This window comes from Heyndrickxia sp. FSL W8-0496 (genome assembly GCF_038007825.1).
Taxonomy (GTDB): domain Bacteria; phylum Bacillota; class Bacilli; order Bacillales; family Bacillaceae_C; genus Heyndrickxia; species Heyndrickxia oleronia.
On record NZ_JBBOXX010000001.1, the window covers coordinates 4,673,020 to 4,700,000 of the forward strand.

Here is a 26,981-nt window from a genome sequence, read left to right on the forward strand (position 1 = left end):
ATATGGATAAATCCCTTTTGGGTTTAGAAGCAGGCAATTGGGATTTTACAAAAGCGACAAACGATACGAAAACAGTTAAAATGAAAGGGCTCAGAATTGGTATATTCTGAACCCTTTTATTGAATCGAATCAGTCTCACAACCGTTTTAAATTAATCTACTTTTCTTTTTACCAATAGGATATAAAAATTTATTGGTAGACAAACCTACAAGATACTGGCATCTATTCCATCTTCCCTACCACTTTCACTCTTAGTCTTGTTGCATTTTCCGGATGATACGCAAGCGGGGTTTCTTCTACCTCAACTAACTCAATCGTTTCAGCAACCGCACCAGCTAATACAGCTTGTTTCACTGCTTTCTCCTGAGCATCTTTCAAGGAAACCTCACGTGATTCTTTAGAATAGATATAAATCTGCTCATATTGCCCACTAATTTGAGCAATTGATGCACCAATTGCATTGGCTACTGTACCATTTTCCGCTTTAATCATATTCGATACCCCACGAATCGTATCAGGAACAATAATACTTCCTCCTCCTACGATAACAAGCTGAACATCTTCTGAGGAGGTTTTCATTTTATCGATGGCCTGCTCAATTAATGAGGAAATTTCTATTAGCACATCTTTAGCGAATGCTTCATCAATATGCGCGACTAAGCTTTTATCACCTACATCAGCTAAGCCTAGACGAACCGCAATGTCGGTTGTAGTCATGGTTCTTCCACCAAATACAAGTGCTTCCTGACTAATTTTGTATCCTACGCTATCGGGACCAATGGTAATCTTGCCGTTGTTTACACGAACAATACTTCCTCCACCCAGACCTACAGAAATAATATCCGGCATTCTAAAATTGGTGCGGATATCTCCAACCTCAACTGCTACAGAAGACTCTCTCGGAAATCCGTCCTGTAAAACCCCAATATCAGAGGTCGTACCTCCTACATCAAGAACCATTGTATTTTTGATTTGCGCTAAATAGGAAGCACCCCGGATGCTGTTTGTTGGTCCACATGCAATCGTTAAAATAGGGAATTGTTTCGCATATTCGATTGACATCAAGGTTCCATCGTTTTGACATAAATAGACTTCCGCGTTAGCAATCCCTTCCTCTTCCAATGCATGTATAAATCCTTGTGTTGTTGTTTCAATTACTTTACATAAGGCTGCATTGAGAATGGTTGCATTTTCACGTTCAATTAACCCTACAGAACCAATCAATGAAGAGCAAGAAACCGGGAATTCTTCTCCATATACTTCTTGGATGAGATCACGTACCTTTAGTTCTTGATCATTTTTGATCGAAGAGAATACACCAACTACAGCGATCGATTCTACTTTTCCCTGCCATTCTTCTAGTAGACTCTTAATTTCATTATCATCAAGCGCTCCCAATAATTGACCATCGTATTCATAACCACCATGTACTAATGCATAATTTCCAGATAGTTCTTCAACCATATCTTTCGGCCAGGCAGTAAAGGGGAGAACAGAGGCAGTTGCTGGATAGCCAAGCCGAATGACACCAACCCGGGCTAATTTCTTCCGTTCTACTATTGCGTTTGTACACTGGGTTGTCCCTAGCATCGCATGAGTGATCTTCGTTTTATCAATATTTGCTTCTTTTAAAACGTTTCTTAATGCTGTTTCAATCCCCGTTTTAATATCTAAACTTGTAGGAGATTTTACACTATGAATTAGATGACGATGTTCATCTAAAATAATCGCATCTGTATTTGTTCCACCAACATCAATACCAATCTTATACATGTTTTACAACCACCTTTTTAACCAATTCCTCAATTGGAACATAATCATAATCGTATCCGAAATAGTTAGGACCAGCCGTTTCGATTCCTTTATCCGTTCTCCATTTTTCATGTGCTGGCAACCCAATCACACGTACCCTTTTCCCATATTTTAGACTTTCAGTTGTTACTGGTAATAAGGTTTCATAATCCACTAAACAAATTAAGTCCGGAGTCATAGCAACCACTTGACCATCTTTTTCTGCAATAAGATTTTCATTTTGAAAATGGACCCTCATATTTTCATCTTTATTTTCTTCAATTCCTTCAAGGTTCATTTTCCCAAGGTTAAAGCCACCTTTGGTTTCTCGAATCACATCAACAATTTTCCCTTGGAATAACTCATATCCAGAGACTAACTTTAGCAATTCCTGAAGTTTTTCTTTTGCATTTTGTTCCTTTGAAGAAATAATTTCACCGATCTTTTCGGAAAGTGTAATGATATGATGGACTCCACTCTTCTTAATCTGTGCACCAGTTGTTGGGTACAAACTAACCAAGGAACTAGCACCCATCTCAACCGTTGCTGTTCGAGCCAAACGTTCTGTCCATTTATTATCTATTGTTTCAAATATTCCAATATTTCCCTTTTCATCGGTGATGGCCATTGGCGTTGCTGAAATTCCATCCAAGTTAAAGGTCACCATTTGGAGTTCTGGAAACGCCCGCCCCATTCCATCACAGTCAATGAGAGGTAAATCCAACTGTGCAGCTACCACAATCGGGATCATCGAATTTACCCCACCTGCTTCCATTGGATAAGTTCCTGTAATCTTTTCCTTCCCTATATATTTCGCTAGCTTTTGAAAAACTTTTACAAACTCATCTCCACGTGGAAACTTTTCTACTAAAACTGATGGTGCCCCCATCATCGCGGCTGGAATGAAAAAGTCCTCATCCTCGATTTCATCAACCGAATATAGTCGTACTGGTCCATTTTTCTCAATAGCGGAAAGAGCCATCATTTTCCCAATATAAGGGTCGCCTCCACCACCTGTTCCTAAAAAAGCTGCTCCAATAGCAATTCGTTCAATCGCATCTTTATCTAAATATCTCATTTATTCTCCTCCAACATGATAGATTTCTGTATAGAAAAACGATAGCCCAAATAATAAATTATAAATGAAATAATAATCCCAGTTAATGGTTGATTAGGTACTTGAGGCAGGCTAGGGAATAAAGAAAAAACAACTGGAATACTAGCAATGACAGCACCTACTAGCCAAGAGAAAACGCCTAAACGGTTCACACCCTCCACTTGTCTCCAATTATTCATATTGCCCTTATTCATTATCCAATAGGAGGCAATCATTACCCCTGCAACTGGTGGAATCATTGCTGATAATATAGACATGATAGGTGTGAAATAATTTAATATTCCCACCACGGCAAGTAAAGTTCCCACCGTACCAGCAATTCCAACTGCCATTTTTTCTTTTTGCTTAGAAATGTTAAAAACATTAATCAAGGCAATTCCACCAGATATTGCATTAACCAAATTTGTTTTCCATGTAGCTAAGATTAAAACGACACCACCAATAAATGGGGTTGCTATATTCAAAAAGACCGCAGTAATATCGCTCGTCTGATATGCAATCGTTAAAACTGCTCCTACGCCAATCATCAGAACTCCAGCTGGAATAATTCCAAAGATGGCTGCTTTAAAAACATCTGAACGCTTTTTGGAAAATTGGGAATAATCACCCGCTATCACTGCTCCTAATGCAAATGACCCCATTGTGACTGAAAGCCCATCCATAAAACTCATATTACCACTAGGTTTATAGTTCTGAATTGCTTGTAAATGATCTCCACTCAATGTTTGAATTAAACCAACTATAGAAATGATGACCAATAATGGAACTGCAATATAGCTTATTACGCGTAGCACCTTAATTCCATAGATAGCTGAGACCACCATTACCAAACCACAAAGGAAAGAGGCTAATGGTATTGGCATATTCATATCATAATTCGCCAGTAAATTCGCTAATGCGGCCCCACAAACATTGGCTTGAATTCCAAACCATCCTAAGCAAGCAATGGCTAAAATAATTGATAATATTGTTCGTGAGCCCTTTTTACCAAATACTTGTCCGGCAATATGAACAGTTGGCTTTCCCAGATCACTACTTTGCATGCCTTGCAAAATCATGATGGCGACGACAATGAAATAACCAACAAATGCTACGAATAATGCCTTAGGTAAGCTCATACCAGAAATAAGGGTATTTCCTACTAACAGACTTGGTATGCTAATCATTGCACCAGCCCAGACAATTCCTAGACTATACCATGATTGATGCTCGCCATTATTTCTCATATTGTTGCCCCTCCTTTACTCCATTCATTCCTCTTTTCATAAAAAGTGTTGATTCTCGTAAGTAATGAAAACCTAAATAAATCAGATTTTCCACTTTGTTCAACTGTTAACAATCTTAAAAATCACAAATCCGATTTTTGTTTAGAAAATTAGACAGCAACGTATTTACAAAAGCATCAAAAACTATACGAAAACACCCTTTTGAAAAAAGCCTATTAAATTTATTTCCCATTATAAAAGAAACAATAGGGGTGAGTCTTTTTCAAAAATGAAAAAAAAATCCGAAATTTTGTCGTTTCTGACAAAACTCCGGATATAACCCAATGATGGGTTGAATGTTTAAAAAATGTCATTGTTAATTAATCGATAAATCATACAAGCGATATACACATCATAAAATTCAGAATACATCGTTACATCATTTCCGATCTGTTCACTAATCTTTTTGATCCGATATTTCACTGTATTTTTGTGAATATATAAAAGCTTTCCACATATATCAAAATTTCCATTTGCATCTAAGAGGAAGGTCATCAAAGTTCTCATAGATTCTTCATCATTTAGAATAGGAGAAATAACTGAAAAACATTCTTCAATCATTTCTTCTCCCTGCTTACTGAAGTCAATGGCACGCTTCATTGACCGAACCTCTGCTGCTGTATACAGTTTTCTCTTAGGATAGATTGAATGTACTTTTTTTCCTACTTGATTGACCAATTGATACATACGACGAACATCAGTTGTATGTCTCATTTTTGGAGAATAGACTATTTCCGACAGTTGAGAGAAGTAATTCGTCGTTTCGATAAACTCACTAGCAATGTCAAACTCATTGTATTTATATAAGCAATTTCCTAGAAGGACTACAATACATTGATCGATGCTTTGAATTACTCTCGTTTTATAATATTTCGAAAGCTGCTCTTCCAGCTCTTCTCTAATCCCCCGTTCTTCCGACAAATCGTTTATATAAACTAACCACATCATTTGAATAGCGGATACATCAATATGAAGCTTCTTTGCTAATCTACGCATTTTTTCACTTTCATCATTAATAATCGCTTTTACCAAGGCATATTCGCTCACTTCATCATGCTTGTCTCCCCATAAATTGATCGCGACTTGTACGATTTCACTGATTTTTTCTATAATTTTCGCCTGCAATCTCGTATTCTCTTTAATAAGAAATAGATGAAGCATCTCTCCATTTTTTTGATGTATACTTTTATGTTCTACGAAACCATTGGGAACCGTTCTTAATAATTCTTGTGTCCCCTTGCCCCCATTCAGATCCGATCGAGTATATTCTTGAATGATTTCCGACACGTCTAAAGAAGAATTACGCGGCCACATTACTTGATTCACAATCTCAAAATTGGTATTTGTCAAAAGGATATTCGCCTTCAGACGATCCGATAACATTTTAAGTGTGATTTCCACACTCTGCAGATGTTCTGGCAACAAGGAAACCTTTTCTAGTGTCTCCTTAACAAAATGATCATTCACAGCTTGATTACTTACTATCGATTCCATTACTTCATAAATCACTTCATTATAACGAAGTGAATAATCGTTTTTCGGCATACAAATGATTATAAAGCCCTGGGAATCTGCTAATTGCAGAACTTCCTCAGGTATCTCTGGCAGGACGATTCCCACATAATATAAGATCAGCCCTAATTCCCCTAGATCATGTAAGTGCTGAATCGCTTCACATTGTTTTTCAACACTATCTTTAATGGAATAAAATGAGCTAATAACTAGTTCTTCCGCGTACCACTCATCTTGAACAGATTGAATAATCTGAGAGAAAAAGTCTACGTTTGAAACTTCTAACACGGATAAAGAGGAGACAGTTCGATTTAGATTATTTTTACCGGTCAACACCTCTGCCCCTCTAAATGATGGCAATTGTAGCAAATCTTTTACCGTTACCCCATTTCTTTTCACCCCACTTCATTTTCACTTTTTATATGCTAATGGAATATGAATCAATCGGAACTGTTTTATCTGTTCTATATCCATATTCATCCTTTAGTAAAATTAAATATTCTACAATAATTTCACATCTTTAATCAGTGCTTCAATATCCTCTAATTTAGTTGCCCAGCTTGTACAGAAACGGGTAATCGTATAATTTTCATCTAACTTACCCCATACCTCAAAACCATAATTCTTTCTAAGGACATCCATCTGTGTATTTGTTAAAATTGGAAATTGTTGATTCGCTAGCGAGTTCCCGTAAAGCTCGATTCCTTTTTCTTCAAATGCCTGCCGCAATTTTAATGCGTACTCTACAGCACTTTCACAAATTTTTAAATATAGCTCGTCTTCAAAGAGTGTACCAAACTGAATCCCTAATAGCCTTCCCTTTGCAAGTACACCACCACGTTGTTTCATGATATAGCGGAAGTCTCTTTTTAATGGATTGGAACTGATCACAACCGCTTCACCAAAAAGCGCCCCACATTTTGTGCCACCAATATAAAAGATGTCACATAAATGAGCGATATCCTTAAGTGTTACATCATTATATGGACTTGTAAGACCATAACCCAACCTGGCACCGTCTAAAAATAATGGAAGATTCAATTCTCTACAAACCTTACTTAATGATTCCAATTCAGCTTTCGTATACAAGGTACCCATTTCAGTAGGATTGGAGATGTACACCATCCCAGGCTGTACAACCGCTTCACGAATTGGACTATTCCAATGTGCATAGTACAATTCCTCTACTTGTTCAGCGCGAATCTTCCCATCCTCACTAGGAAGTGTAAGTACTTTATGTCCAGTAGCCTCAATTGCCCCTGCTTCATTTGTAGATATATGCCCAGAAATAGCACTCACTACTCCCTGATGTGGACGCAATATAGATGCAATAATAATAGAATTGGCCTGTGTTCCTCCTACCAAAAAATGCACATCTATATCTTCTTTATTACAGGCAGCCTTTATTTTAAGAATAGCATCCTTTGAATACTCATCATTCCCATATCCTGAAGATTGCCTAAAATTCGTCTCTACTAATTTTTCTAAAATTTTCGGATGGCACCCTTCCAAATAATCACTTTGAAAATTAATCATTACCATTCACCCCTAAAATTACTTTTTTTAAGAATATACTGATTCTCAAATTCTACTACTTTGACGTACTAAAATGCAAAAAAGTGGGACAAGGGGTCAGGTCCAGTGTCCCAGTCTAGGTGTAGTAATTCCCACGAAATTCACCTAATTCTCATGTATTTACTGATTTATTCGCATGAAAATGTAATCATCCTATTTATTAAAAAAAAGCCCATCAAAAGATGGACCTATTTCAAAATTAATTTTTCGGCATAAATATATTGTGGTGGTGGGACAGTTAACCTGACCCTCTGTCCCGCCTTATGTCGTGTGGTATTCCCTTCTTTTCCATGCAAACGAAATCCCAACTCCAACAGCTAATAGGACGGTTGCAAAATAAAAAGGGTAGTTTAAATTAAAATCAAATAATATTCCGCCTATTATTGGTCCAATGACATTACCAATGCTAGTGAACATGGAGTTCATTCCACCGACAAAACCTTGCTCATCACCAGCGATTTTTGATAAATATGTGGTTACAGCCGGACGCATCAAATCAAATCCAACAAATACGGTGACTGTAACAAGTAAGATGGTAAAATAGGTGTTCACGATTGTTACTAGAAATACAAGGATTGCCGAGATAATTAGGCAGTAACGAATTAAACGAATTTCTCCCAGCCATTTCGTTAGACGATCAAATAAACCAACTTGAAAAATCGCCCCAACTATCCCACCACCTGTTACCACTATCGCAATATCCTTCGGTGAAAAACCGAATTTATGATCGACAAATAATGAAAACAGCGATTCAAAGGAAGCTAAACCGAACGAAAAAATAAAAATGATGATGAAAGATATAAGATAGATCGGTACAAAAATACGTTTCCACCCTTTGTTTTGTCCTATTTCCTCTTCTTTTTCAGGATTTCGTTCCGGTTCATGAAGTACAGTGATCGATATGATAGCCGTTACTACTGCAAAACCTGCGGCAAAGAAGAACGGCAGGCGGGTACCAATCTCTCCTAAAAAGCCACCCAGTCCAGGTCCGATAATAAAACCTGTCGAAATAGCGGCTGACATATACCCCATTGCTTTTGAGCGTCCCTTAACCGTCGTTATATCTGCAATAAACGCTGTAACTGCTGGCATAATGAATGCCGCACTGACACCGCCAAGCATACGTGAAATAAAAAGTACCTCAATTGTTTTCCCAATCCCAAATAAGAACTCCGAGATTCCAAAAATAATTAAACCGATAATAATCATTCTTTTTCTCCCAAAGCGGTCTACCCAACGACCAGCAATTGGTGACAAAATTAACTGTGTAAGAGCAAAAAATGCTACCATATAGCCGACAACAGATCCGGAAATATGTAACTCATTCATGATTGTAGGAGTAACTGGAATAACAAGACCAATTCCTAAGAAGACAATGAATAGATTGGTTAATAATATGGCTAACATTATGTTTCGATTTTGCATATCTCTTTACTCCTTCTATGTAAGCTTAATTATCTTGTTCAAATTATGTCCATTTATTCAAATAATAGATATAGCGCTTCATTGATTAAAAAATCCTCCTATTTACCCTTTTTGAAAAGTTCCTTTATAAGGATAACTGTTCAACACTTATCCTACAATTGCGTAATTCCATAATACAAATTTACACGATTTTTTAATACTAGTTTATATATAATTCTTGCGTAATAATCCCTTATTATAGCCCAAATGTGTGCAGTCCTGTGTTACTTACTAAGCCACAGTGGAAATTGAGCTACCTTTATCCCTAAAAATGTATTTTACACCAATTTTAAAAAATATAAAAACTTTGATAGCTACGTAAAAATGATCTAAATCAAAAAATCATCGTGCAATTTCCTAATGGTTAAACACCAAATTTTATAGAAATGCAAACTTCTCACATTTTTATATTGATGGGACATTGGAACCGACCCTTTGTCCCACAGTTTGGGACGTCGGAACCGACCCCCTGTCCCACCATCATAAATCTTTACATTGTTTTAATACTAGATTAACAAAAATATTTTATAGTTTAATAGAAGTTCGAATTTATTGAATGAAAAATTTTAGGGGGTTCTGATGATGTTTAAAAACCGATTTAAAAAGAGGATTTTGCCTGTGGCTGTTCTTTCTACGGTAGCGCTTGGAGCTTTGTTTGGTTCTTTACATAATGATGATGTTAAAGCCATTGAAGCTAAACAAAACGATGCAAAAATTAAGAATGTTATTTTCTTAATCGGAGACGGGATGGGAGTTTCGTACACTTCTGCTTATCGTTATTTAAAGGATGATCCATCAACAAAAGAAGTAGAACTAACAGAATTTGATAAATATCTTGTCGGGCAACAAAAGACTTATCCAGAAGACCCTAATCAAAATGTTACAGACTCAGCAGCTGCTGCAACAGCCATGTCTGCCGGGATTAAAACATATAATGCGGCGATTGGTGTTGATAATGATGGTTCCTCAGTAGAAACGGTTCTTGAAGCTGCTAAAGCTAAGGGAAAATCCACCGGACTAGTAGCAACCTCTGAAATCACTCATGCAACACCTGCTTCTTACGGTGCTCATGATGTAAATCGTAAAAATATGAATGCGATTGCCGATGATTACTATGATGAAATGATTAATGGAGAACATAAGATTGATGTCTTGCTTGGTGGGGGTAAAAGTAACTTTGTACGCTCTGATCGGGATTTAACAAAAGAATTTCAAAAAGCGGGCTATTCATATGTAACAAATAAAAATGACATGTTAAATAGCAAAAGCTCTCATATTTTAGGATTATTTGCTCAAGGTGGCATGCCAAAAATGCTTGATCGTGATGAATCTATGCCTTCTTTAAAAGACATGACTGAAACAGCATTAGATAAATTAAGCAAAAATAAAAAAGGCTTTTTCTTAATGGTTGAAGGGAGCCAGATCGACTGGGCTGGACATGATAATGATATTGTTGGTTCAATGAGTGAAATGGAAGACTTTGAACAGGCATTTAAAGCAGCAATAGACTTTGCAAAAAAAGATAAACATACACTAGTAGTGGCAACAGCTGACCATTCAACCGGAGGATTCTCCATCGGAGCCAAGGGTGAATATAATTGGTTTGGGGCACCCATTGCAGCAGCAAAACGCACACCAGACTATATAGCAGAACAGATTGCTAAAGGTGCCGATGTAGAACAAACTTTAAAGAAATACATTGACTTACAGCTCACAGCTCAAGAAATCCAATCGGTTAAAAAGTCTGCTGAATCTAAAGACGTTACAGAGATAGATAATGCGATTGAGGCTATCTTTGATAATCGATCTTTTACTGGATGGACAACGGGTGGTCATACAGGTGAAGATGTGAACGTGTACGCGTTTGGGCCAGGTAGCGACTTATTTGCTGGAAATATTGATAATACAGACCAAGCCAAACTAATTTTCGAGATTTTAAAAAACGGAAAGTGATCTAGTTTATAAAATCATTTAATTCCCCGTTGTACAATTGTTCAACGGGTTCCTTTTTACATGTAGATTGATTCGGAATTAATCAGACTAAGTCTCTAGCTATCCTTCATTATTTGACCGTAATCAGCTTATGGAATTATTCGTTTTCAATCATCAATAATCGATCCTATTTTTATTTTCCCATAAGTAAGGAAGGAGATTTTTTTATGAAAGTACTAACTCCCATTATACTCGCTTTATCCCTAATTTTAAGCGGATGTAAAACTGCTTCAACTTCGGTATCTCCTGTTAAAGCAACAGAAAAACAGGATCATCCATCTGAACAAGATCGAACAGAAAAAGAAAAAAAGAGAGCAAAATCTTTAGCTGATATTTATGTCCCTAATCCTCAAGTTTCAGATGATACGAAGCTCCTTAATGCAGGAAAAACAATTAATGATAGTAAGGGGACTGTCACTTTAAAGGAAATCGCTTCTCAGAATAAATTATATACTATTGGACCAGTTGAAATGAAAATCAAGAATGTTAAGCTCATTCATAATACACCTACGTATTCTTTAATGGACTATTTCCATCAATTTACGGAAAAATATGAGGAATTCGATTTTATTAAAATAGAAATTGAACTGATCAACCAATCGAACCAAAAAGTACATTTTGGGCCAATTGCTCATTTAGAAACAAGTAATGGAGAGATTAAAAATTTTGAAGATGATTTTTATATTGAATATCTGGGTGGAGAGATTGAACCAAATGGTTCTAAACAAGGGGCACTTGGATTTATTATCGAAAAATCAACGCCAGATGTAAAATGGATAGACATTCAAACAAGTGATGTTCTTGATGAGAATCATAAGACTTTGAATAAATCTCAAAGTATAAGAATTAATTTTAATAAAGAGGAATAATAAGGCTTGGTAGAAACCAAGCTCTTTTTTCATCCTTTTCACAGTAAGAAAATATATATAAACCAAAACAAGATACTCATCTGTGGAAAACAAAAAACGACAATTAGTCTCTATTCTATATAGAGCCTAAATTGTCGTCTAACAACCCTATTCTTCTTCAATTGACACTTCTTCACCATTTAAAATTAGTTTATAGGATATATCTGCTTTTAATGATGCAGAAACCGCACAATATTTTTCTTCACCTAATCGAATAGCACGTCTTACTTTTTTAGCTGTAATATCCCCATCTACCGTAAAAGTAAGTGTAGCAGCGGTAAATGCAGTTGGCATTTCCTCTTTGCGTGTCCCATCCACTGTAATTTCAATATTTTCAATTTGATCTAAATGTGGTTTTAAAATCATTGTCACGTCAATACCGATACATCCAGCTAATGAAGCTAGTAACATTTCTGTTGGTGTAGGTGCTTGTCCTAATCCACCATAATTTGCTGTGGCATCCATGGACATTGTATGTCCAGTAGGGCCAACCGCTTCGAAGGCACGTCCGCCTTGCCATTTTGCTTTAATTTGCATGATATTCAATCCCTTTCTGATTAAAACTCTGATACCTGTCGTAAAAATTTTTGTGCCCGGTCTGTTTGTGGATGTTCAAAGAAATCATTTGGTTCAGCATCCTCGACAATAACACCATCCGCCATAAATAGAATACGATCTGCCACGTCTTTAGCGAATTTCATTTCATGAGTGACAATGACCATGGTCATTCCCTCTTCGGCTAAATCTTTCATAACATTCAGTACTTCCCCGACTAATTCTGGATCTAGAGCTGATGTTGGTTCATCGAATAACATTATTTTAGGTTCCATTGCCAATGCCCTAGCAATGGCGACACGTTGCTGTTGACCACCTGATAGCTGGGAAGGGTAAACATTTTCTTTTTCACCTAAACCAACCCGTGCTAATAATGGTTTCGCAATATTTTTTGCCTCTTGCTTAGACATCTTTTTTACAACAACTAATGCTTCCATCACATTTTCAATTACCGTTTTATGTGGGTACAAATTAAACTGTTGAAACACCATGCCTGTTTCTTGCCGGATAGCATAAATGGTTTTTTTCAATGCTTTTATCGGAGATTTAGCATTGATTTCATGACCATTTACAGTTACTTTTCCACCAGTAATACTTTCTAGACCATTAATACATCTTAAAAAAGTACTTTTACCTGAACCACTCGGACCGATCACAGCTACTACCTGATGTGCTGGTATTGTTAATGAAATATTTTTCAACACTTCATTTTCTCCAAATTTCTTTTGGAGCTGATCAATGTCAATCATATTTTCACCACCTTAATATACAGATAACCGTTTTTCAATTTTATTTAATATAAATGAAAAGAATGTACTCATCACCCAATACATAATACCAATTGCCAAGTAAAATGGCATATAAGCGTAATATTGAGCGACTAATAATTGTGCTGAACGCATCAATTCTGTTACGGCGATTACAGAAACGAGCGAAGTTTCCTTTAGCATTCCTATAAAGGTGTTACCAAGTGGCGGAATGGCGTAGCGAATCGCTTGTGGAATGACAATTCGCCGCATGGCTTGGCCAGCTGTCATTCCTGTTGCCAATGCAGCCTCTGTTTGGCCATTTGGCACCGATTGTATCGCGCCACGGAATGCTTCAGACACATAAGCACCAATATTAATACTTAGTGCAATATAAGCAGCCGTTAATGCATCTAATTCAATTCCATAATCCACTAATCCATAATAAACAATTACTATCTGTACAAGCGGAGGTGTACCGCGAATGATTGACACATACGCTCTTGCGATCATACGTAGAACGCGATTGCCCTTAATTCGAGCAATCGCGGTTAACAAGCCAATGATTAAACCGAAGAACATAGAAACCACTGTAATAAGTAATGTGTAATATGCACCCTTCAATAAGAAAGAAAAATTATCAATGACCAAATCCATTGTAGTTACCTACCTTCATTATTCTGCTGGTGGTTCTTCTCCAAACCATTTAACAAAGATTTCTTTATACTTGCCATCTTTTTTCATCTCAGCAAGAGCATCATTTAAAGCATCAACTAATTCAGTATTGCCTTTTTTCACGGCAACAGCAGCCTTATCAGCTTTAATTGCATCTCCAACAGCCTTTATTTTATAACCATTTTCCTCAACGATTGGTTTTAACGCATATACGTTATTAATCGTTGCATCAATACGCCCAGCATCTAAATCTTTTAACGTTGTTATTACATCATCATAAGTATTAATTTTAAAGTTTCCTACTTTTGGCATTAAATCATTTCGTAAATAGGCTTCATCATTTGTACCTAGACCAACACCTATTGTTTTTCCTTTAAAATCATCTGATGATTTAATCTTTGTATTTGATTCTTTAACAATCACTTTTACTTCATTTGTTATATAGGGTTTCGTAAAATCGATTTGCTTTTGTCGTTCTGGAGTGATGGTTACCTGACTCACTAACATGTCAAATTTCCCCTTCTGTAGTCCAGGTATTAATCCTGAAAAATCTTGTGCGACAAATTTAGCTTTTACCCCAAGACGTTTTGCTAGTTCCTTCGCAATATCTACATCGAAACCATCATATTCTTTTTTGTCGTTCATATAATTATACGGTGCGTACGTTCCCATAATTCCCACCGTTAATTCACCATTTTTTTGTATCGTTTTAAGTGAATTTTCTTCACTTTTTTTCGTTTTATTATCATTATTACCACATGCAGCTAAAACAAGTACTGCTAAAGCGATTATTGAAAAAAACAATTTTGTCTTCTTCATGTTGTCTCCTCCTTCTATAGATGCGAAATATGTTGAAAAATTCAAAGTGTATTGTTGCCCTTACTAGTAGTGACAATTTTTGAGAAATGGTTTTGAATAACCACAGAATAAAGCAATTTTACGAAATCAACTCTTTAAAATTTGTCTATTTAAATCCATCTCTTTCTTACATTGACCTCACTTAGAATATTCACGCTTCATAAATCCTATAAGATTACTAGACATTAGTCAAACATTTTGTCTTGCTTTTTTCATCCGTTTTTATCTGTTACATTTCTTAAAAAGTCACTTAAAAATAGGTTACCGAATATGTTCATTATTTCCTGATATAACTAAAATTATGATGTACTGGTAAGAATCGATAAAAATTAGGCTTATTATTGCAATACGCCTTTGTTCATATGCCTATTTGATAATCTGCCAACGCCTTATCATCAGTAGCCTACCTTTAGGGGCATTTTTTGAAACTTTTCCAGTTTGTGAACGTATAAAAATTGAGGATGAAAAAAGGGGGAATAGCTTATGCCAATCCTATTAGTAGCTATTATTTTAGTCATATTTCTTATTTTTATGATTGCTTCCACTAAAACAAAGAATAAATTTATACACATAAAAGATCAAGCTATTCCAGATAATCTCGGGATTCAAACAGATACATTGCTGCCCATTGTTCAAGAATTAGATAGAACCCTATCGAGTTCATACACATCAAATGTAAAAGCACGATTTTTGAAGGAGCATCCAAAAGTTAGAGATTATGAGTTTGATTGGTTTCTTTTTGAATTAAGACGTTTTTTTATTATGAATAGCTTATTAAAGTCAGTCCCGATGTTTAGCCCGCGTGTGGATGATATTTGGCATGAAATGCTTATGTTTACTAGAGAATATGAAAAATTCTCAAAGGATTATTATAAGGAAGTTTTGCATCATACGCCAAATATGGAGGTAACTCCGATTCCGGGTGAAAGAGGCTTTTTTGATTGGGTGTATTTAAGCTTATTTGAATCAACTCCTAACAGTAGAGCCATTTGGGGAGGATTTCTTAAAAATCCAATTAAGCAGGAAATTATTGATGATTTTAAAAACTTATCAGAAAACGAATTATTAAATAAATATTTTCGTCAAGGGCATGATTGGCTCAATAATAAATTGGAATTAATAAGAAAATTTAAAAATGAAATCTTGTTATCCGAACAGATGATGGAAACAAATAGAAAACCTACACCTTTACCACATTCATCGTCTGAGTCGCAACTATTTCATTTAGCAGCAGGTGCAGCCATTTTTTACTCGTTATATGATTCACACTCTTTTCAAAACAGTATGGATGAAATATTGCCAGACGAGTATTATAAAGTAGCAACCACTGCAGGCACAGGAGCTACTTGTTCTGGTTTTTCTTGTAGTGGTTCCTCTGATAGTTGTCATTCAGGAGGAGACTCTGGAGGGGATTCCGGAGGTTCTAGTTGTTCTAGTTGTGGTAGTGGGTGCAGTAGTTAATATAGGAAAAATTCTGTAGAAACTGTCCTTCATATTTTGAATGGCAGTTTTTATACTTTTATCAAATAATTTATTAACTTATTTTATGAGTAAATTTCAGCAGAGGAATTTCACACCAGATTTACAAACTTTTTATTAGATTTCCTATTTGATTTCCTTCAAAAACCATGAAACAATTTAATTAATATTTTCGTCATCATCATAGTATTGTGATCAAGAAAGGAATAGTAAGATTGAAAAAACGGTTAAAAAGATTTTGGTTTGTCGTTCTTCTTCTGTTCATTTGCTTCCTTTATATTCAATCTCTATCTAATGAGCATAAAAAACAATCCAACTCAATCTCGACTAAACCAATAGAGGCAACTGGACTTAATCCACTTGTAAAAGAGAAAACGAATCAATTAATCCAGCAAGCTGCAAAAATAGGAATTACGGTTATTATTACAGATGATTTCCGGAGCTCTAAAGATCAAGACCAGCTTTATGAAAAAGGAAGAACGGTGAGTGGAAATATTGTCACCAATGCAAAGGGTGGAGAGTCCTATCATAATTACGGTCTTGCCGTTGATTTTGCACTAAAAACTCCTACAGGAGATGTTATTTGGGACATGGAGTATGATGGGAATAAAAATGGTCGATCAGATTGGTACGAGGTTGTAGACTTAGCAAAAGCTTTAGGATTTTCTTGGGGTGGAGATTGGGCTCAATTTAAAGATTATCCTCATCTACAAATGGATTTTGGCTTAAGCATTAATGATTTACAGAATGGCGAAAAACCTGATGAGTCTTAATTATATCAAAGAAAAGGATGACTTCTTTCACTAATTAAAAAGAAGTCATCCTTTTTTTAAGTTTCATATAAAAGTATTTTTGTCCCCTAGTTAGTAACCTACACTATTTTTCTTCAAAGCTTAAGCGCTCATCTTTTTTTCTAGAAACAACATTTGCTAGAGTTTCCGGTAATGCCATTAATGCCGGGACAAATATAGGTAGTAAAATAAAGCAAAGTACGATTAAACCTGTAATAACAGCAATGGCTAATTCCGATAAAAGGACGATTCCTGCAGGCATAAGTGTCGCAAACGTTCCACCAAGGATAATAACTGCTGAAATAATGACACCACCCGTATGCTTAGAAGCCAATACAATTGCCTCTTTAGGTGAAAGATCCGGGTATTCCTTAAAGCGCATCATCAAGAAGATACTATAATCTACTCCTAAGGAAACAATAATGATGAAGGAGAAGAATGGAACGAAAGAAGACAATCCTTCATATCCAAGCACATCTAAGAAAATATAGTTTACGATAAACATAGCTGCATAATATGCACCAACAAGAGATGCTGTTATGAAAACTGGTGTCCAGAAAGATCTTATAACAAAGAATAGAACAAGCAATACTCCAGCGATGACAATAATCGTTGTTTTATTTAAGTCTCTAGACAATACATCATTCATATCCTTAGTTGTCGCACTTGATCCAGCTGTTCCATGCTTAGCATCTGAGAGCACTGTACCTTTTAATCCATTGGAAATTGTTGTATTGATGCTTTTAACTGTTGTTAACGCTTCATTCGAATAAGGATCATCACTCAAAACAATGGTCATCTTAGTGATTTTTCGATCTTTAGACATAAAAGCATCTAATGAATATTTGAATTCGTCATTTGTCAATGCTTCTTTTGGGATAAAGAAGTTCTTATTTGTATTAAGTTGAGCTAAATAACCATTTGTTTGACCAATTCCATCAGATATTTGTTCTAATCCACCGTTCACATCCGATAATTGGTCTCCAAACGCACCAAATCCATTAAGTCCAGCCGCAAGCTGCTCTTGACCAGTTTTCATCTGGCCAAGCCCCTCATTTACACTCTTCATATTTGTAACAATGGTGTCTATTCCTGAGGATGCTTTGCCAAGTCCTTCTTTAAGTTTCTTCAAGCCGTCTGCCATTTGGTTTAATCCACCTGACATGCTAGCAAGATTTTTATTTGCCGTACCAAAACCAGCTGTCACTGCATTATAATTTTCATTTAATGCTTGAATGCTCTCTGGTGTAATCTGGCTTAAGGTTGTTGCTAACTGATTTATTGTTTGCTTTAACGCCTGAAAGTTTGCATCATTATTCGAATTCGTATAACTGCTTCCAAGGGCATCTGTCATCGATTGCATTTGGGTAATGGCACTTTTTACACCAAGAAGGGCCTGAGCTGCCTCTTGATAATGAGCACCCATTTCCTTATAACCCGCCTGCATCTTATTATAATTATCAGCTAATAATGCTACTCCCTCACTCATCTTCGTGAGATTTGTTTCAATCGCAGCGATACCATTACTTATTGTTTGTGGATTATTCGACCTATCATCTATCCCTGCCTGGATTTGTTTTAATCCACTGGTTAAGGCAGTCATACCGTCTTGAAGCTTCGCGGTACCATCAACCATTTTGTTAACATCAGTAAAGTCAGCAGATCCAAGCTTTTCCTGTGCTTGCTTCATTCCATCATGGATTTGATCTACACCATCTTTTGTTTGTGATAAGCCATCTGTTACAGTTGCCATTTGACTATCGACATAAAAATCATCAATCTTTTCCCCAAGAGGCTGTGTGACCGAAGAAACCTGCTTCACTCCCTTTATACTCTTAAGTCGTTCTGTTATGTTATCAATGACGGCAAGAGACTCATTATTATCAAGGGCATGATCATTTTCAATAACGACGGTAGCCGGCATGGACTGCCCTTTACCAAAATGATCTGAAACCAAATTAATGGCTTTAGATGAAGGATATTTATTTCCAAGTTCACCAACCGTATCAAAGTTAAGCTTTTCCTGATGGAAGTACATCATTGGCCCTATAATTAATAGAATGATCACTGTAATAATAATAGGGTGCTTAGTCGCAAGGGATGATGATTTTCCCCAAAACTTGTTTTCCTTATGCCCACCAACATTTTTAGATGGCCAGAATATTTTCTTGCCTAATACCTTCATAATAAAAGGAGTTAGCGTCAAAATTTCAAGTAATAGAACAGTTACACCGATGACGACTACAACACCAGATTGATAGATTGGCGATTCGGAAAAAACTAGAGCTAGGAATGCGATAAATACAGTGAGTATACTATAAGCAATTGTTTTTCCTGCCGTTTTATACGTATTTACTATTGCGTCATCAATCGAATGACCATGTGATAGCTCTTCCTTAAACCGATTAAATAGAAGAATATTATAATCCGTGCCGATCCCAAAGAGAATAAGCACGAGAAGCATCTGAGTAAGGCTCGTTACTGGAAATCCCGCTTTATCTATTAATTGAGCAGCAATCCCCATCGAACAAAGATAGGAAAAGGCTACCGCCACAAGAGATATCAGCGGGGTAACAACTGATCTAAATGCAAGAATAAGTACAACTAAAATAAAGATAACAGTTAATGCCGCACTCTTCTCTACACCTGACTGGGTCGCTTTCAAATAATCATTATTGATAAAGTCTTCCCCGCTTAAATAGTATGTAACAGGTACTTTATCTAACTTTTTCTCAAATTGCTTTTTAATATCATCAATTTCTCTGCCTTTTTTATCAAGCTTATAGCTCACCATGACAGTTGTACCATCTTTGGAAACTAATGAGCTTTTCGCATCAGGCATACTGAAGGGATCGATCATGTTTGTGATCCCAAGTTCCGAGCTGCTATCACCAAGTGATTTTACTGCATCCCCGATTCCTTTCATTTCATCATTGGAAATTTTATTTTTATCATAAAATACAATTATGTTATCCGTACCCTTTGTGGTATCCATTTTTTTTAATATACTGCTTGCTATGACAGATGGACTGTCTTTACTTGTACCTTCTTGGCCCTTTTGCCGTAGAATGGCATTGACATCTGGCTGAATGACAGTAAGCACTATCGTTGCAATAAGCCAGATTGCAAAAATTGCCCAACGGCCCTTTATAATTCTTCTCACCTTGTGCCCTCCAAATTCCATTCAAATGTTTACTTGCCTTGTTTGTCTTTACCGGAGAAGAACAAAACATTAAAGAATTCATAATTATCCATTCCCTCCGCTACCATGTTTTCTTTAACAGCGGAAACTAATAATTTCATTCCCTTCTCCACAATCTCCTGATCATTTGGACTTAAACGATCTAATACACCAACTAATGACTGATTTGTAATTTCTGATATACTCTCATTGATATCTTCAGCGAGTCTAGCAGACAAGGAAATATCTACTATACGTTTATCCTTGCGATTCGGCATCTTTACTAGAAACCCTTTAGAAATTAGTCTATCAACAATATCCGAAACAGTACTTTGCGTCATTTTTAAGTTTTGAGAGAGTTGTTTAATACTAACCGTTTTATGTGAATACACTTCACCGATTACCTTTACCTGGGGAATCGTAACACCATGATCCTCTGCTTTCTTCTGTAGACTTTTCATCGTATAACGATGTAAAAAGTCAATAGATTCCCCAATAAATTCAGCTCTATTCAATATTTCTCCCTCCTTTTCTGAATAAATCGTACACGATACATCGTATACGATTTATATTATTTGGATGGACTTTTTTTGTCAATGAAAAAGAAAGGCATAATATTTAGTAAGAAGAATTTAAATGACGGTTACAGCAACTTCAATTAGAAAAACTCGCCATTTCAAGACGAGCTTTTCCATTTGTGTATATTTAGTGTCCATCTTATAATGCTTCACTTTTATTATGTGTATATCCCAAAATGTTTTTCTCTCAGGCTCGCTCCACTTAAATAAATGATCGTTGCCCATTCAGCTATTCCCCTTATTGATTTCTTCGAATTCATGAATCATATGCTTACGAAATTGCTTCGCAACATATGAGTAATTTCTAGTCTTCATCCATGCAAATCCGACCATTTGATAGCAGTCTGGATTTCTGATTTTGATCCGTTTCGTATTTTTTAAATTTTCCTCTAGAAATGAATACTGCGGGTAAAAGGTAATCCCTTCCCCTTCATTTACCATCTGAAGAACAATAGAAAGCTCTGTCCCTTCAAAAATAATGTTCGGTTCAAAACCAGCATCATGACAGCATGTTTCAATCATATTCGTAGCGGTTGAACCAGATTTATAGCTAATAAAACGTTCATGTCTAGCTTGTTTTAGGTCGATTTCATCAAACATTGCCAACGGATGATTGAGTGGAACAATTAATTCAAGCTGCTCTTTTAAGACAGGTAACCAAATAATATCTGGTCCAGTGATAGGACTATTCGAGATACATAATTCAATTTCTCCTGTTATTAATCTTTCTTTTGCCACTGAGTCTGGCAAAATCGATTGATGTATTTTTACGTTAGGACGCTTAAGATAAAAGCTTTTAAAGACATGCGGCAAAATTTTTGAACTCATTACACTGACTGTTACTCGATCCTCTGTAATATTTGCGAGGTTCTGTATTTGTGACCGTGCATTATCAAGTCCTACTAAAGCTTCTTTAGCTGCTTTAGCAAAAATTTCACCATAGGCATTTAATTTTATCTTACGCCCCTGTCTATCAAATAAAGGTACACCGAGATCTTCTTCCAAACGGGCAATCGTCTTACTTAATGATGATTGAGATACATTTAATTCAAGTGCTGCCTGCGACATATGTTCAATTCTAGCTACAGTTAAAAAATATTGTAATTGTAATAATTGCATGAAAACACCTTCTAGTCTCTTATTGACATAAAGGAATCTATTCATTCCTTAAGAAATATTGTACCTATTTTTAAATCGGAATACGATAGAGGTGAATTTACAATAATTATCATTTTAATAAGGAAACATAGGAAGGGATACCTATTATTGCTACAGAATGATTGAAAGGGGTTTTTTTGATGAAAATAAATGCAGCAGTGACTCATGGGCAAGGTCAAGATTTTGTTTTAGAAGAAGTTGAGCTTGCTGAACCAAAGGCAAATGAAGTATTAGTAAAAATTATAGCTACTGGCGTTTGTCATACAGATGCCGTTGCACGTGATGCAGCAATCGCACCACTTCCAGCTGTTTTAGGCCATGAGGGAGCAGGAATAGTAGAAAAAGTGGGTGAAAATGTTACAGATCTTGAACCCGGTGACCATGTGGTTCTCTCATTTGCTCACTGTGGTCATTGTCATAATTGTTTAACCGGACATCCAACAGCCTGTGAAACATTTAATGAGCTTAATTTCGGCGGTAAAAACGATGACCATACACATCGTTTATCACAAAATGGGAAAGACTTATCAACATTCTTTGGACAATCTTCATTCGGTACATTCGCCATTTCACATGAACGCAATGTGGTAAAAGTTGATAAAGAAGTTGATTTAGCTTTATTAGGACCTTTAGGCTGTGGAATCCAAACAGGAGCCGGTACCGTTCTAAACAAACTTCAACCAACATTTGGTACTTCTATTGCCATTTTCGGTACTGGAGCTGTAGGTTTAAGTGCAATCATGGCAGCAAAAATTGTAGGATGCAAAAATATCATCGCTATTGATGTACATGATAATCGACTTGAACTCGCAAAAGAACTAGGTGCTACGCATACTCTAAATGGAACAAAAGTGGATGTTGTAAATGAAATTAAAGAAATTACGAATGGCGGTACGGAATTTTCAATTGATACAACTGGTGTTCCTCCAGTCGTACGTCAATCCTTACATGCATTACGTCCATTAGGTATTGCAGCAATCGTCGGTGTAACACCTGAAATGAGCATTGATGTTCATAATGATTTAATGGCTGAAGGTAAAACCATGATGGGTGTTATTGAAGGAGATGCAGTCGCAAAAATCTTTATCCCACAACTTGTAGATTATTATAAAAAAGGACTATTCCCATTCGATAAGTTAGTGAAATTCTATGACTTCGATCAAATCAATGAAGCTTTTGCCGCATCTAAATCTGGTGAGGTTATTAAGCCTATATTAAAAATTCAATAAAAATGAATGTATCGTCGGTATTGGAACGATGTTGTACAAGAAATGGCCCGGATTTTTATCCGGGCCATTTTTTTGAGTATCTCCGCAACATATTTATTTTGCTGCGGGTCTTTTAATCCACCTTTAGAGAGCTTTAAAGAAAGGAAGGAAGGAAAAGATGTTGTTCGATTGCAATATTTCGTTATCACATTATCAATCTGTTTTTAAATGAGAGGGAAAACGATAAAAAATATAATTTTACGCTAAATAAACCTTTGTTTTAGGATTCGTATATCATCGTTCATTCTGTGATTCATCTCCTATTAATTTTAAAAACCGATGATTCCATATATTTTCATAAAAATCAATCGTCTCTTTTGCAGACATAAATGGATTATTCAAAGTAGAAGTTGCTTTTTGTACCATGAAGTTTTCGTATCCCAAACCATGAGCAAATTTAATCGTAGCATCCATACAGTATTCTGTTTGGGCACCGCAAAATTCAATACGCTGTACAGCTAATTGGTCTAAAAGATTTTTTAAGTTCGTTTTGTAAAAGGAATTTGCATGTATTTTTCTAATAAAAAAATCTTGTTCCTGAACATCTAGATTAGCATGGATAGCCCATGGTTCTTCTTCAGGCACTAATTCTTCATCACAGTGTTGAACAAAAATGATTGGTTTATGCAATTCTCGATATAAGGCAATTCTATTATTTACTTTAGTGATTAGATTTTCTAAATCAAATAGGTGATCCCCACTGTAACATACGCCATTCTGCAAATCGATGACGATTAATACATCTGCACAAGTCTCCATTATTTGTCCCTCTTTCATTTTGCAATATGTTAATAATTCTTATGGATGTATTATACACTCTTATTTAACAATGAATTACAGCAAAATATAAAAAATTAAAAATTAAAAAACTTACAATCTATAAAAAAGAGACATGAAACTTTATACATTCATTTACGTAGAAATCATATAGGGATGCAAAAATGAAACAGTTTTTGCACTTAATTTTTAGGAACACTTTTTCGGTTCCGATGTTAATGTGACTTAATCAAAATAAAAGATTAAACACTCGTTTGTAACTGTGCTCTAGGTGATTATAAATGGGTCCTTTTATACTATACTTACAGTAATTTTAGCTTCATTTTTCAATCTTCGAAATGCTAAGGGGATGGTTATTTGAGGAAAACGAATATAACGAGAAGTAAGAAAACCTCTTTAGGGATATTTATTGCAATAGGGGCCTTTTTACTTGGCAAAATAAAGTATGTTTTAATCGTTTTTAAATTCTTAAAACTCCAGACACTCGTAAGCATGTTTATTTATTTAGGTACCTATGCTCTTTTTTTTGGCTGGAAGTTCGCCGTTGCGCTAGTCTATTTATTGTTTGTTCACGAAATGGGGCATTTGTACGCTGCTAAAAAGATTAAACTTCCTGTCAGCCCTGCCCTGTTTATTCCTTTTGTTGGAGCCGTTATCGGTTTAAAGGAGATGCCTAAAAATGCAAAGGATGAAGGATTTGTGGCATATATGGGTCCTTTTTTTGGACTACTATCCTTTTTACCTGCCATTCCCTTGTATTATTTTACACATGAACCATTTTGGGCACTTCTGATTATTTTGGGAGCGATGATCAATTTATTTAATCTTATCCCAATTACCCCTTTGGATGGCGGGAGAATTGCTGCAGGAATTAGTACGAAACTATGGGGGTTAGGTATCATCATATTATTAGCTTTTTCAATGCTGAATCGTAGTCCTATCGGATTTTTAATTGTCATCTTAGGCGGAACAGAGTGGTACAAATTATATAAAAAACAAAAAAGTTTACATAACGATAAAATAGAAGTACAAGAACTTGAGAACTTGGTCGCAAAAATAAAAAAAGGATCAAATGATTTAAATTTCGTTCAAGAAATTACTGACAAAGCAAAACAGGAATTCACAAACCAAGAAATTACTAAAATATTAAATACACTAAATTCAGAAATTGAAAAAATGAAAAAAGATATATATCTTCAACAATTATCGGGTACCCTAGTATTAAATGAAGAACACCCTCATCCGAATCAACAGGTCATTGAACGTACTCTCAACAGCTTAGAGGAAAAATTACTAGATTATAAAAAAGAAATACAGAAAACAGAGAGCTACTATAAAACTAACAAAAAAACGAAGATTCAATTACTTTTAATTTATATTGGACTAATCATTGCACTGGCTACTAGCTTTTATTATAGCCATGAAATACTTATGAACTATCCAGAAATACAATTATAATAAAAAATCAAAATCAAAACACCATTTAAAGGTGCCTGTCCCACGTGAAATTTTTTACCATAGGGATCAAGCACCTTAACTATGTTTCTTTTGTTTTCCTTGTTGTGACTATATTTTTTCTGTCCGAATCTATCCTGTCAACCTGTATAGGTCACAATAGCATTATCCCCTAAATTTAATCGCAAGTCCTTTTAAGAAGTTTCTAGCAAAATTATCTCCACACTCCTTATAATTCTTATGCCCCTCTTTTCTTAATAAAGCTCCTAGTTCTCCTTTTGATACACGTAATCCTGCATATTTAAAAATATCTAGTATATCATCCGTCGTTAAAGACAATGCTATTTTGACTTTCTTTAAAAGAAGATTATTCACATTTCCACTTGTCTTTAAAGGAGATTCTGCTGGATTAGGTTGTCCAGGCTTCGGCTCTTGCTCCCCTCTTTTATAAATAATAAGACCATTTAAAAAAGAATCTAACATACTGTGCGTACATTTAATTTGATCTTCATTCTCGTATTCATCTTCATCGTATGTCTTTGTAAGTATCTTGACCACTTCAGGTACTGATACCTCCACACCACCAAGCTTAAATATCTCTGCCATCTCTTTATTTTTTATTTCTAATGCATATCTCAAACGAATCAATATATCGTTATTATCCATTATTAAACCTCCTATTTTTTCAATTTATGCTTATAAAGAAAAGCACCTACTCTGAATTGCTAAAATCTCAACTTACCTACATTATTCGGTTAAAACTATATTGTCTGTGGCACCTCTTTTTTATATTAGTTTCCAACAATAATTATTAACAATGAGGTAAAGAATATTGTAATCACAGTTTCTCCCTAAAATTATACTATTTATTCCATGCCGGACAAATCAATAATCGGGCTAAAGGTGTAGATTCCACAAAAAAAGAAGCAGGTTTACGATACAGAAAATGACCTGCTACCTACTTTGTTCCACTGTTAATAGAAAGCTTCTATTTTTTAGTTTAGTCCTATACTTGCTACCACTTCACATGAAATATAAACTATATATTTCCCATGGTTTCACTCCAAAAATCAAACCATTAGCGAGCCACGAAAACCTCTTGAAGCATAATAGGATTCTGCCCCGTTATGGTACAAAAAGACAGTGTCGTAACGACGATCACAAAAGACGGCACCACCTAGGTCTCTAATATTAGCAGGTGTTTTCACCCAACTAGATGTTTTTGTATCAAAAACTCCCAGTTTTTGCAGCTCCCGATATTGTTCCTCCGTTAAAATCTCAATACCCATGTCTGCAGCCATATCCATAGCGTTATTTTTCGGTTTATGCTCTTTCCTTGACTCCAGTGCCTTTCGATCATAACAAACACTTCTGCGGCCTTTAGGACTTTGCTCGGAACAATCATAAAAAATGTATACATCCGCCTTTTTATCATAATTGATAACATCTGGTTCGCCACCTGTTATCTCCATTTCATTAAGCGACCAAAGTTTTTCAGCATTCATTTCAAGCTTTGCCTGCACATTAGCCCATTCCAGTCCTTCGTGGCGATTCATGTTTTTCTCAAAACGTGCTCTCAATGTTGTCAGTATTTTTTCACGTTGTTCTGATGATAACTCCCTTTGTTCATTTTGCATACTAGGACTCCTCCTATAATATATTAATTCTTAAATTGTTTCATCATCACTGGGTTCTTATGTATTTGATATTTGGTTTAAATTAAAAACACCAAGAATCCCTGCAGTATCAACACTGTCTTGCTTCTTCATAAGTATGAACAGTTAATCCAACATCCAACACCTTTTGGATTGAACATTATGCAAAGGTGTAAGCGAT

23 protein-coding genes are annotated in these 26,981 nt (G+C 35.7%); 6 read left to right on the top strand and 17 right to left on the bottom strand.

All coding sequences use genetic code 11. The features are described from left to right. Window positions 1–222 precede the first annotated feature (222 nt). The 6 genes from NST63_RS23680 to NST63_RS23705 all read right to left on the bottom strand — a co-directional run bounded on the left by NST63_RS23680 (window position 223) and on the right by NST63_RS23705 (window position 8,685). A complete protein-coding gene (locus NST63_RS23680; protein ID WP_341043869.1) occupies window positions 223–1,773 on the bottom strand; it encodes a hydantoinase/oxoprolinase family protein in 1,551 nt (516 codons plus the stop codon). Beyond that, complete coding sequence (locus NST63_RS23685) at window positions 1,766–2,869, bottom strand: DUF917 domain-containing protein (RefSeq protein ID WP_341043870.1); 1,104 nt, start codon at window positions 2,867–2,869, stop codon at window positions 1,766–1,768. Before NST63_RS23685 ends, NST63_RS23680 begins: the two co-directional genes overlap by 8 nt. Further along, window positions 2,866–4,134 carry a cytosine permease gene (locus NST63_RS23690; protein WP_341043871.1) on the bottom strand — a complete coding sequence of 423 codons (1,269 nt, stop codon included), beginning with the start codon at window positions 4,132–4,134 and terminating at the stop codon, window positions 2,866–2,868. Before NST63_RS23690 ends, NST63_RS23685 begins: the two co-directional genes overlap by 4 nt. Before the next feature lie 339 nt (window positions 4,135–4,473). Beyond that, window positions 4,474–6,084, bottom strand: a complete 1,611-nt coding sequence (locus tag NST63_RS23695) for a PucR family transcriptional regulator (protein ID WP_212946212.1) — start codon at window positions 6,082–6,084, stop codon at window positions 4,474–4,476. A 102-nt stretch (window positions 6,085–6,186) separates the two neighbouring features. Then, a complete protein-coding gene (locus tag NST63_RS23700) occupies window positions 6,187–7,221 on the bottom strand; it encodes a threonine aldolase family protein (RefSeq protein ID WP_341043872.1) in 1,035 nt (344 codons plus the stop codon). Between the two features lie 300 nt (window positions 7,222–7,521). Further along, complete coding sequence (locus tag NST63_RS23705) at window positions 7,522–8,685, bottom strand: MFS transporter (protein WP_212946210.1); 1,164 nt, start codon at window positions 8,683–8,685, stop codon at window positions 7,522–7,524. 621 nt (window positions 8,686–9,306) lie between these two features. Here NST63_RS23705 and NST63_RS23710 point away from each other — a divergent pair. Continuing rightward, the gene (locus NST63_RS23710; protein WP_341043873.1) at window positions 9,307–10,677 is read left to right on the top strand and encodes an alkaline phosphatase; all 1,371 of its coding nucleotides are present in this window, start codon (window positions 9,307–9,309) and stop codon (window positions 10,675–10,677) included. Between the two features lie 206 nt (window positions 10,678–10,883). Beyond that, window positions 10,884–11,585, top strand: coding sequence for a DUF4352 domain-containing protein (locus NST63_RS23715; protein ID WP_341043874.1), 702 nt, complete (start codon window positions 10,884–10,886; stop codon window positions 11,583–11,585). 147 nt (window positions 11,586–11,732) lie between these two features. Here NST63_RS23715 and NST63_RS23720 read toward each other — a convergent pair whose 3' ends face one another. From NST63_RS23720 to NST63_RS23735, 4 genes are read right to left on the bottom strand one after another with little or no spacing between them, the layout of a single operon-like run. Beyond that, window positions 11,733–12,161, bottom strand: coding sequence for an OsmC family protein (locus NST63_RS23720; protein WP_071977460.1), 429 nt, complete (start codon window positions 12,159–12,161; stop codon window positions 11,733–11,735). Window positions 12,162–12,181: 20 nt separating this feature from the next. Then, window positions 12,182–12,928: an amino acid ABC transporter ATP-binding protein gene (locus NST63_RS23725; protein ID WP_071977459.1), complete on the bottom strand. Its 747-nt coding sequence runs from the start codon at window positions 12,926–12,928 to the stop codon at window positions 12,182–12,184. A 12-nt stretch (window positions 12,929–12,940) separates the two neighbouring features. Next, window positions 12,941–13,582 (bottom strand): amino acid ABC transporter permease, encoded by a 642-nt coding sequence (locus tag NST63_RS23730; RefSeq protein ID WP_071977458.1) that lies wholly within the window; start codon window positions 13,580–13,582, stop codon window positions 12,941–12,943. An 18-nt stretch (window positions 13,583–13,600) separates the two neighbouring features. After that, window positions 13,601–14,419, bottom strand: coding sequence for a transporter substrate-binding domain-containing protein (locus NST63_RS23735; RefSeq protein WP_341043875.1), 819 nt, complete (start codon window positions 14,417–14,419; stop codon window positions 13,601–13,603). Between the two features lie 522 nt (window positions 14,420–14,941). Between NST63_RS23735 and NST63_RS23740 the strand changes: the two genes are divergently transcribed. Then, window positions 14,942–15,919, top strand: a complete 978-nt coding sequence (locus NST63_RS23740) for a hypothetical protein (protein WP_341043876.1) — start codon at window positions 14,942–14,944, stop codon at window positions 15,917–15,919. Window positions 15,920–16,152: 233 nt separating this feature from the next. After that, window positions 16,153–16,710 (top strand): M15 family metallopeptidase, encoded by a 558-nt coding sequence (locus NST63_RS23745; RefSeq protein WP_341043877.1) that lies wholly within the window; start codon window positions 16,153–16,155, stop codon window positions 16,708–16,710. Window positions 16,711–16,813: 103 nt separating this feature from the next. Here the strand turns inward: NST63_RS23745 and NST63_RS23750 are convergent, their stop codons facing one another. The 4 genes from NST63_RS23750 to NST63_RS23765 all read right to left on the bottom strand — a co-directional run bounded on the left by NST63_RS23750 (window position 16,814) and on the right by NST63_RS23765 (window position 21,606). Further along, a complete protein-coding gene (locus NST63_RS23750) occupies window positions 16,814–19,891 on the bottom strand; it encodes an MMPL family transporter (RefSeq protein ID WP_341043878.1) in 3,078 nt (1,025 codons plus the stop codon). 29 nt (window positions 19,892–19,920) lie between these two features. Next, window positions 19,921–20,424 carry a MarR family winged helix-turn-helix transcriptional regulator gene (locus NST63_RS23755; protein ID WP_078110592.1) on the bottom strand — a complete coding sequence of 168 codons (504 nt, stop codon included), beginning with the start codon at window positions 20,422–20,424 and terminating at the stop codon, window positions 19,921–19,923. Window positions 20,425–20,541: 117 nt separating this feature from the next. Continuing rightward, window positions 20,542–20,712, bottom strand: a complete 171-nt coding sequence (locus tag NST63_RS23760; protein ID WP_212946205.1) for a hypothetical protein — start codon at window positions 20,710–20,712, stop codon at window positions 20,542–20,544. After that, on the bottom strand, window positions 20,713–21,606 hold the full coding sequence (locus NST63_RS23765) for a LysR family transcriptional regulator (protein ID WP_212946204.1): 894 nt from the start codon (window positions 21,604–21,606) through the stop codon (window positions 20,713–20,715). A gap of 179 nt (window positions 21,607–21,785) precedes the next feature. Between NST63_RS23765 and NST63_RS23770 the strand changes: the two genes are divergently transcribed. Next, a complete protein-coding gene (locus tag NST63_RS23770) occupies window positions 21,786–22,874 on the top strand; it encodes an NAD(P)-dependent alcohol dehydrogenase (RefSeq protein WP_212946203.1) in 1,089 nt (362 codons plus the stop codon). A 273-nt stretch (window positions 22,875–23,147) separates the two neighbouring features. Here the strand turns inward: NST63_RS23770 and NST63_RS23775 are convergent, their stop codons facing one another. After that, window positions 23,148–23,672: a cysteine hydrolase family protein gene (locus NST63_RS23775; RefSeq protein ID WP_212946202.1), complete on the bottom strand. Its 525-nt coding sequence runs from the start codon at window positions 23,670–23,672 to the stop codon at window positions 23,148–23,150. A 375-nt stretch (window positions 23,673–24,047) separates the two neighbouring features. On the opposite strand from NST63_RS23775, the gene NST63_RS23780 reads away from it, so the two are divergent. Next, entirely contained in the window at window positions 24,048–25,148 is a 1,101-nt protein-coding gene (locus tag NST63_RS23780) for a site-2 protease family protein (protein WP_341043880.1), read from the top strand. Between the two features lie 162 nt (window positions 25,149–25,310). On the opposite strand, the gene NST63_RS23785 is transcribed toward NST63_RS23780, so the two are convergent. Together NST63_RS23785 and NST63_RS23790 are read right to left on the bottom strand one after the other, a co-directional pair. Next, window positions 25,311–25,811, bottom strand: a complete 501-nt coding sequence (locus NST63_RS23785) for a YehS family protein (RefSeq protein ID WP_058004522.1) — start codon at window positions 25,809–25,811, stop codon at window positions 25,311–25,313. 404 nt (window positions 25,812–26,215) lie between these two features. Further along, a complete protein-coding gene (locus NST63_RS23790) occupies window positions 26,216–26,782 on the bottom strand; it encodes a DUF4256 domain-containing protein (protein WP_180213104.1) in 567 nt (188 codons plus the stop codon). Window positions 26,783–26,981 lie beyond the last annotated feature (199 nt).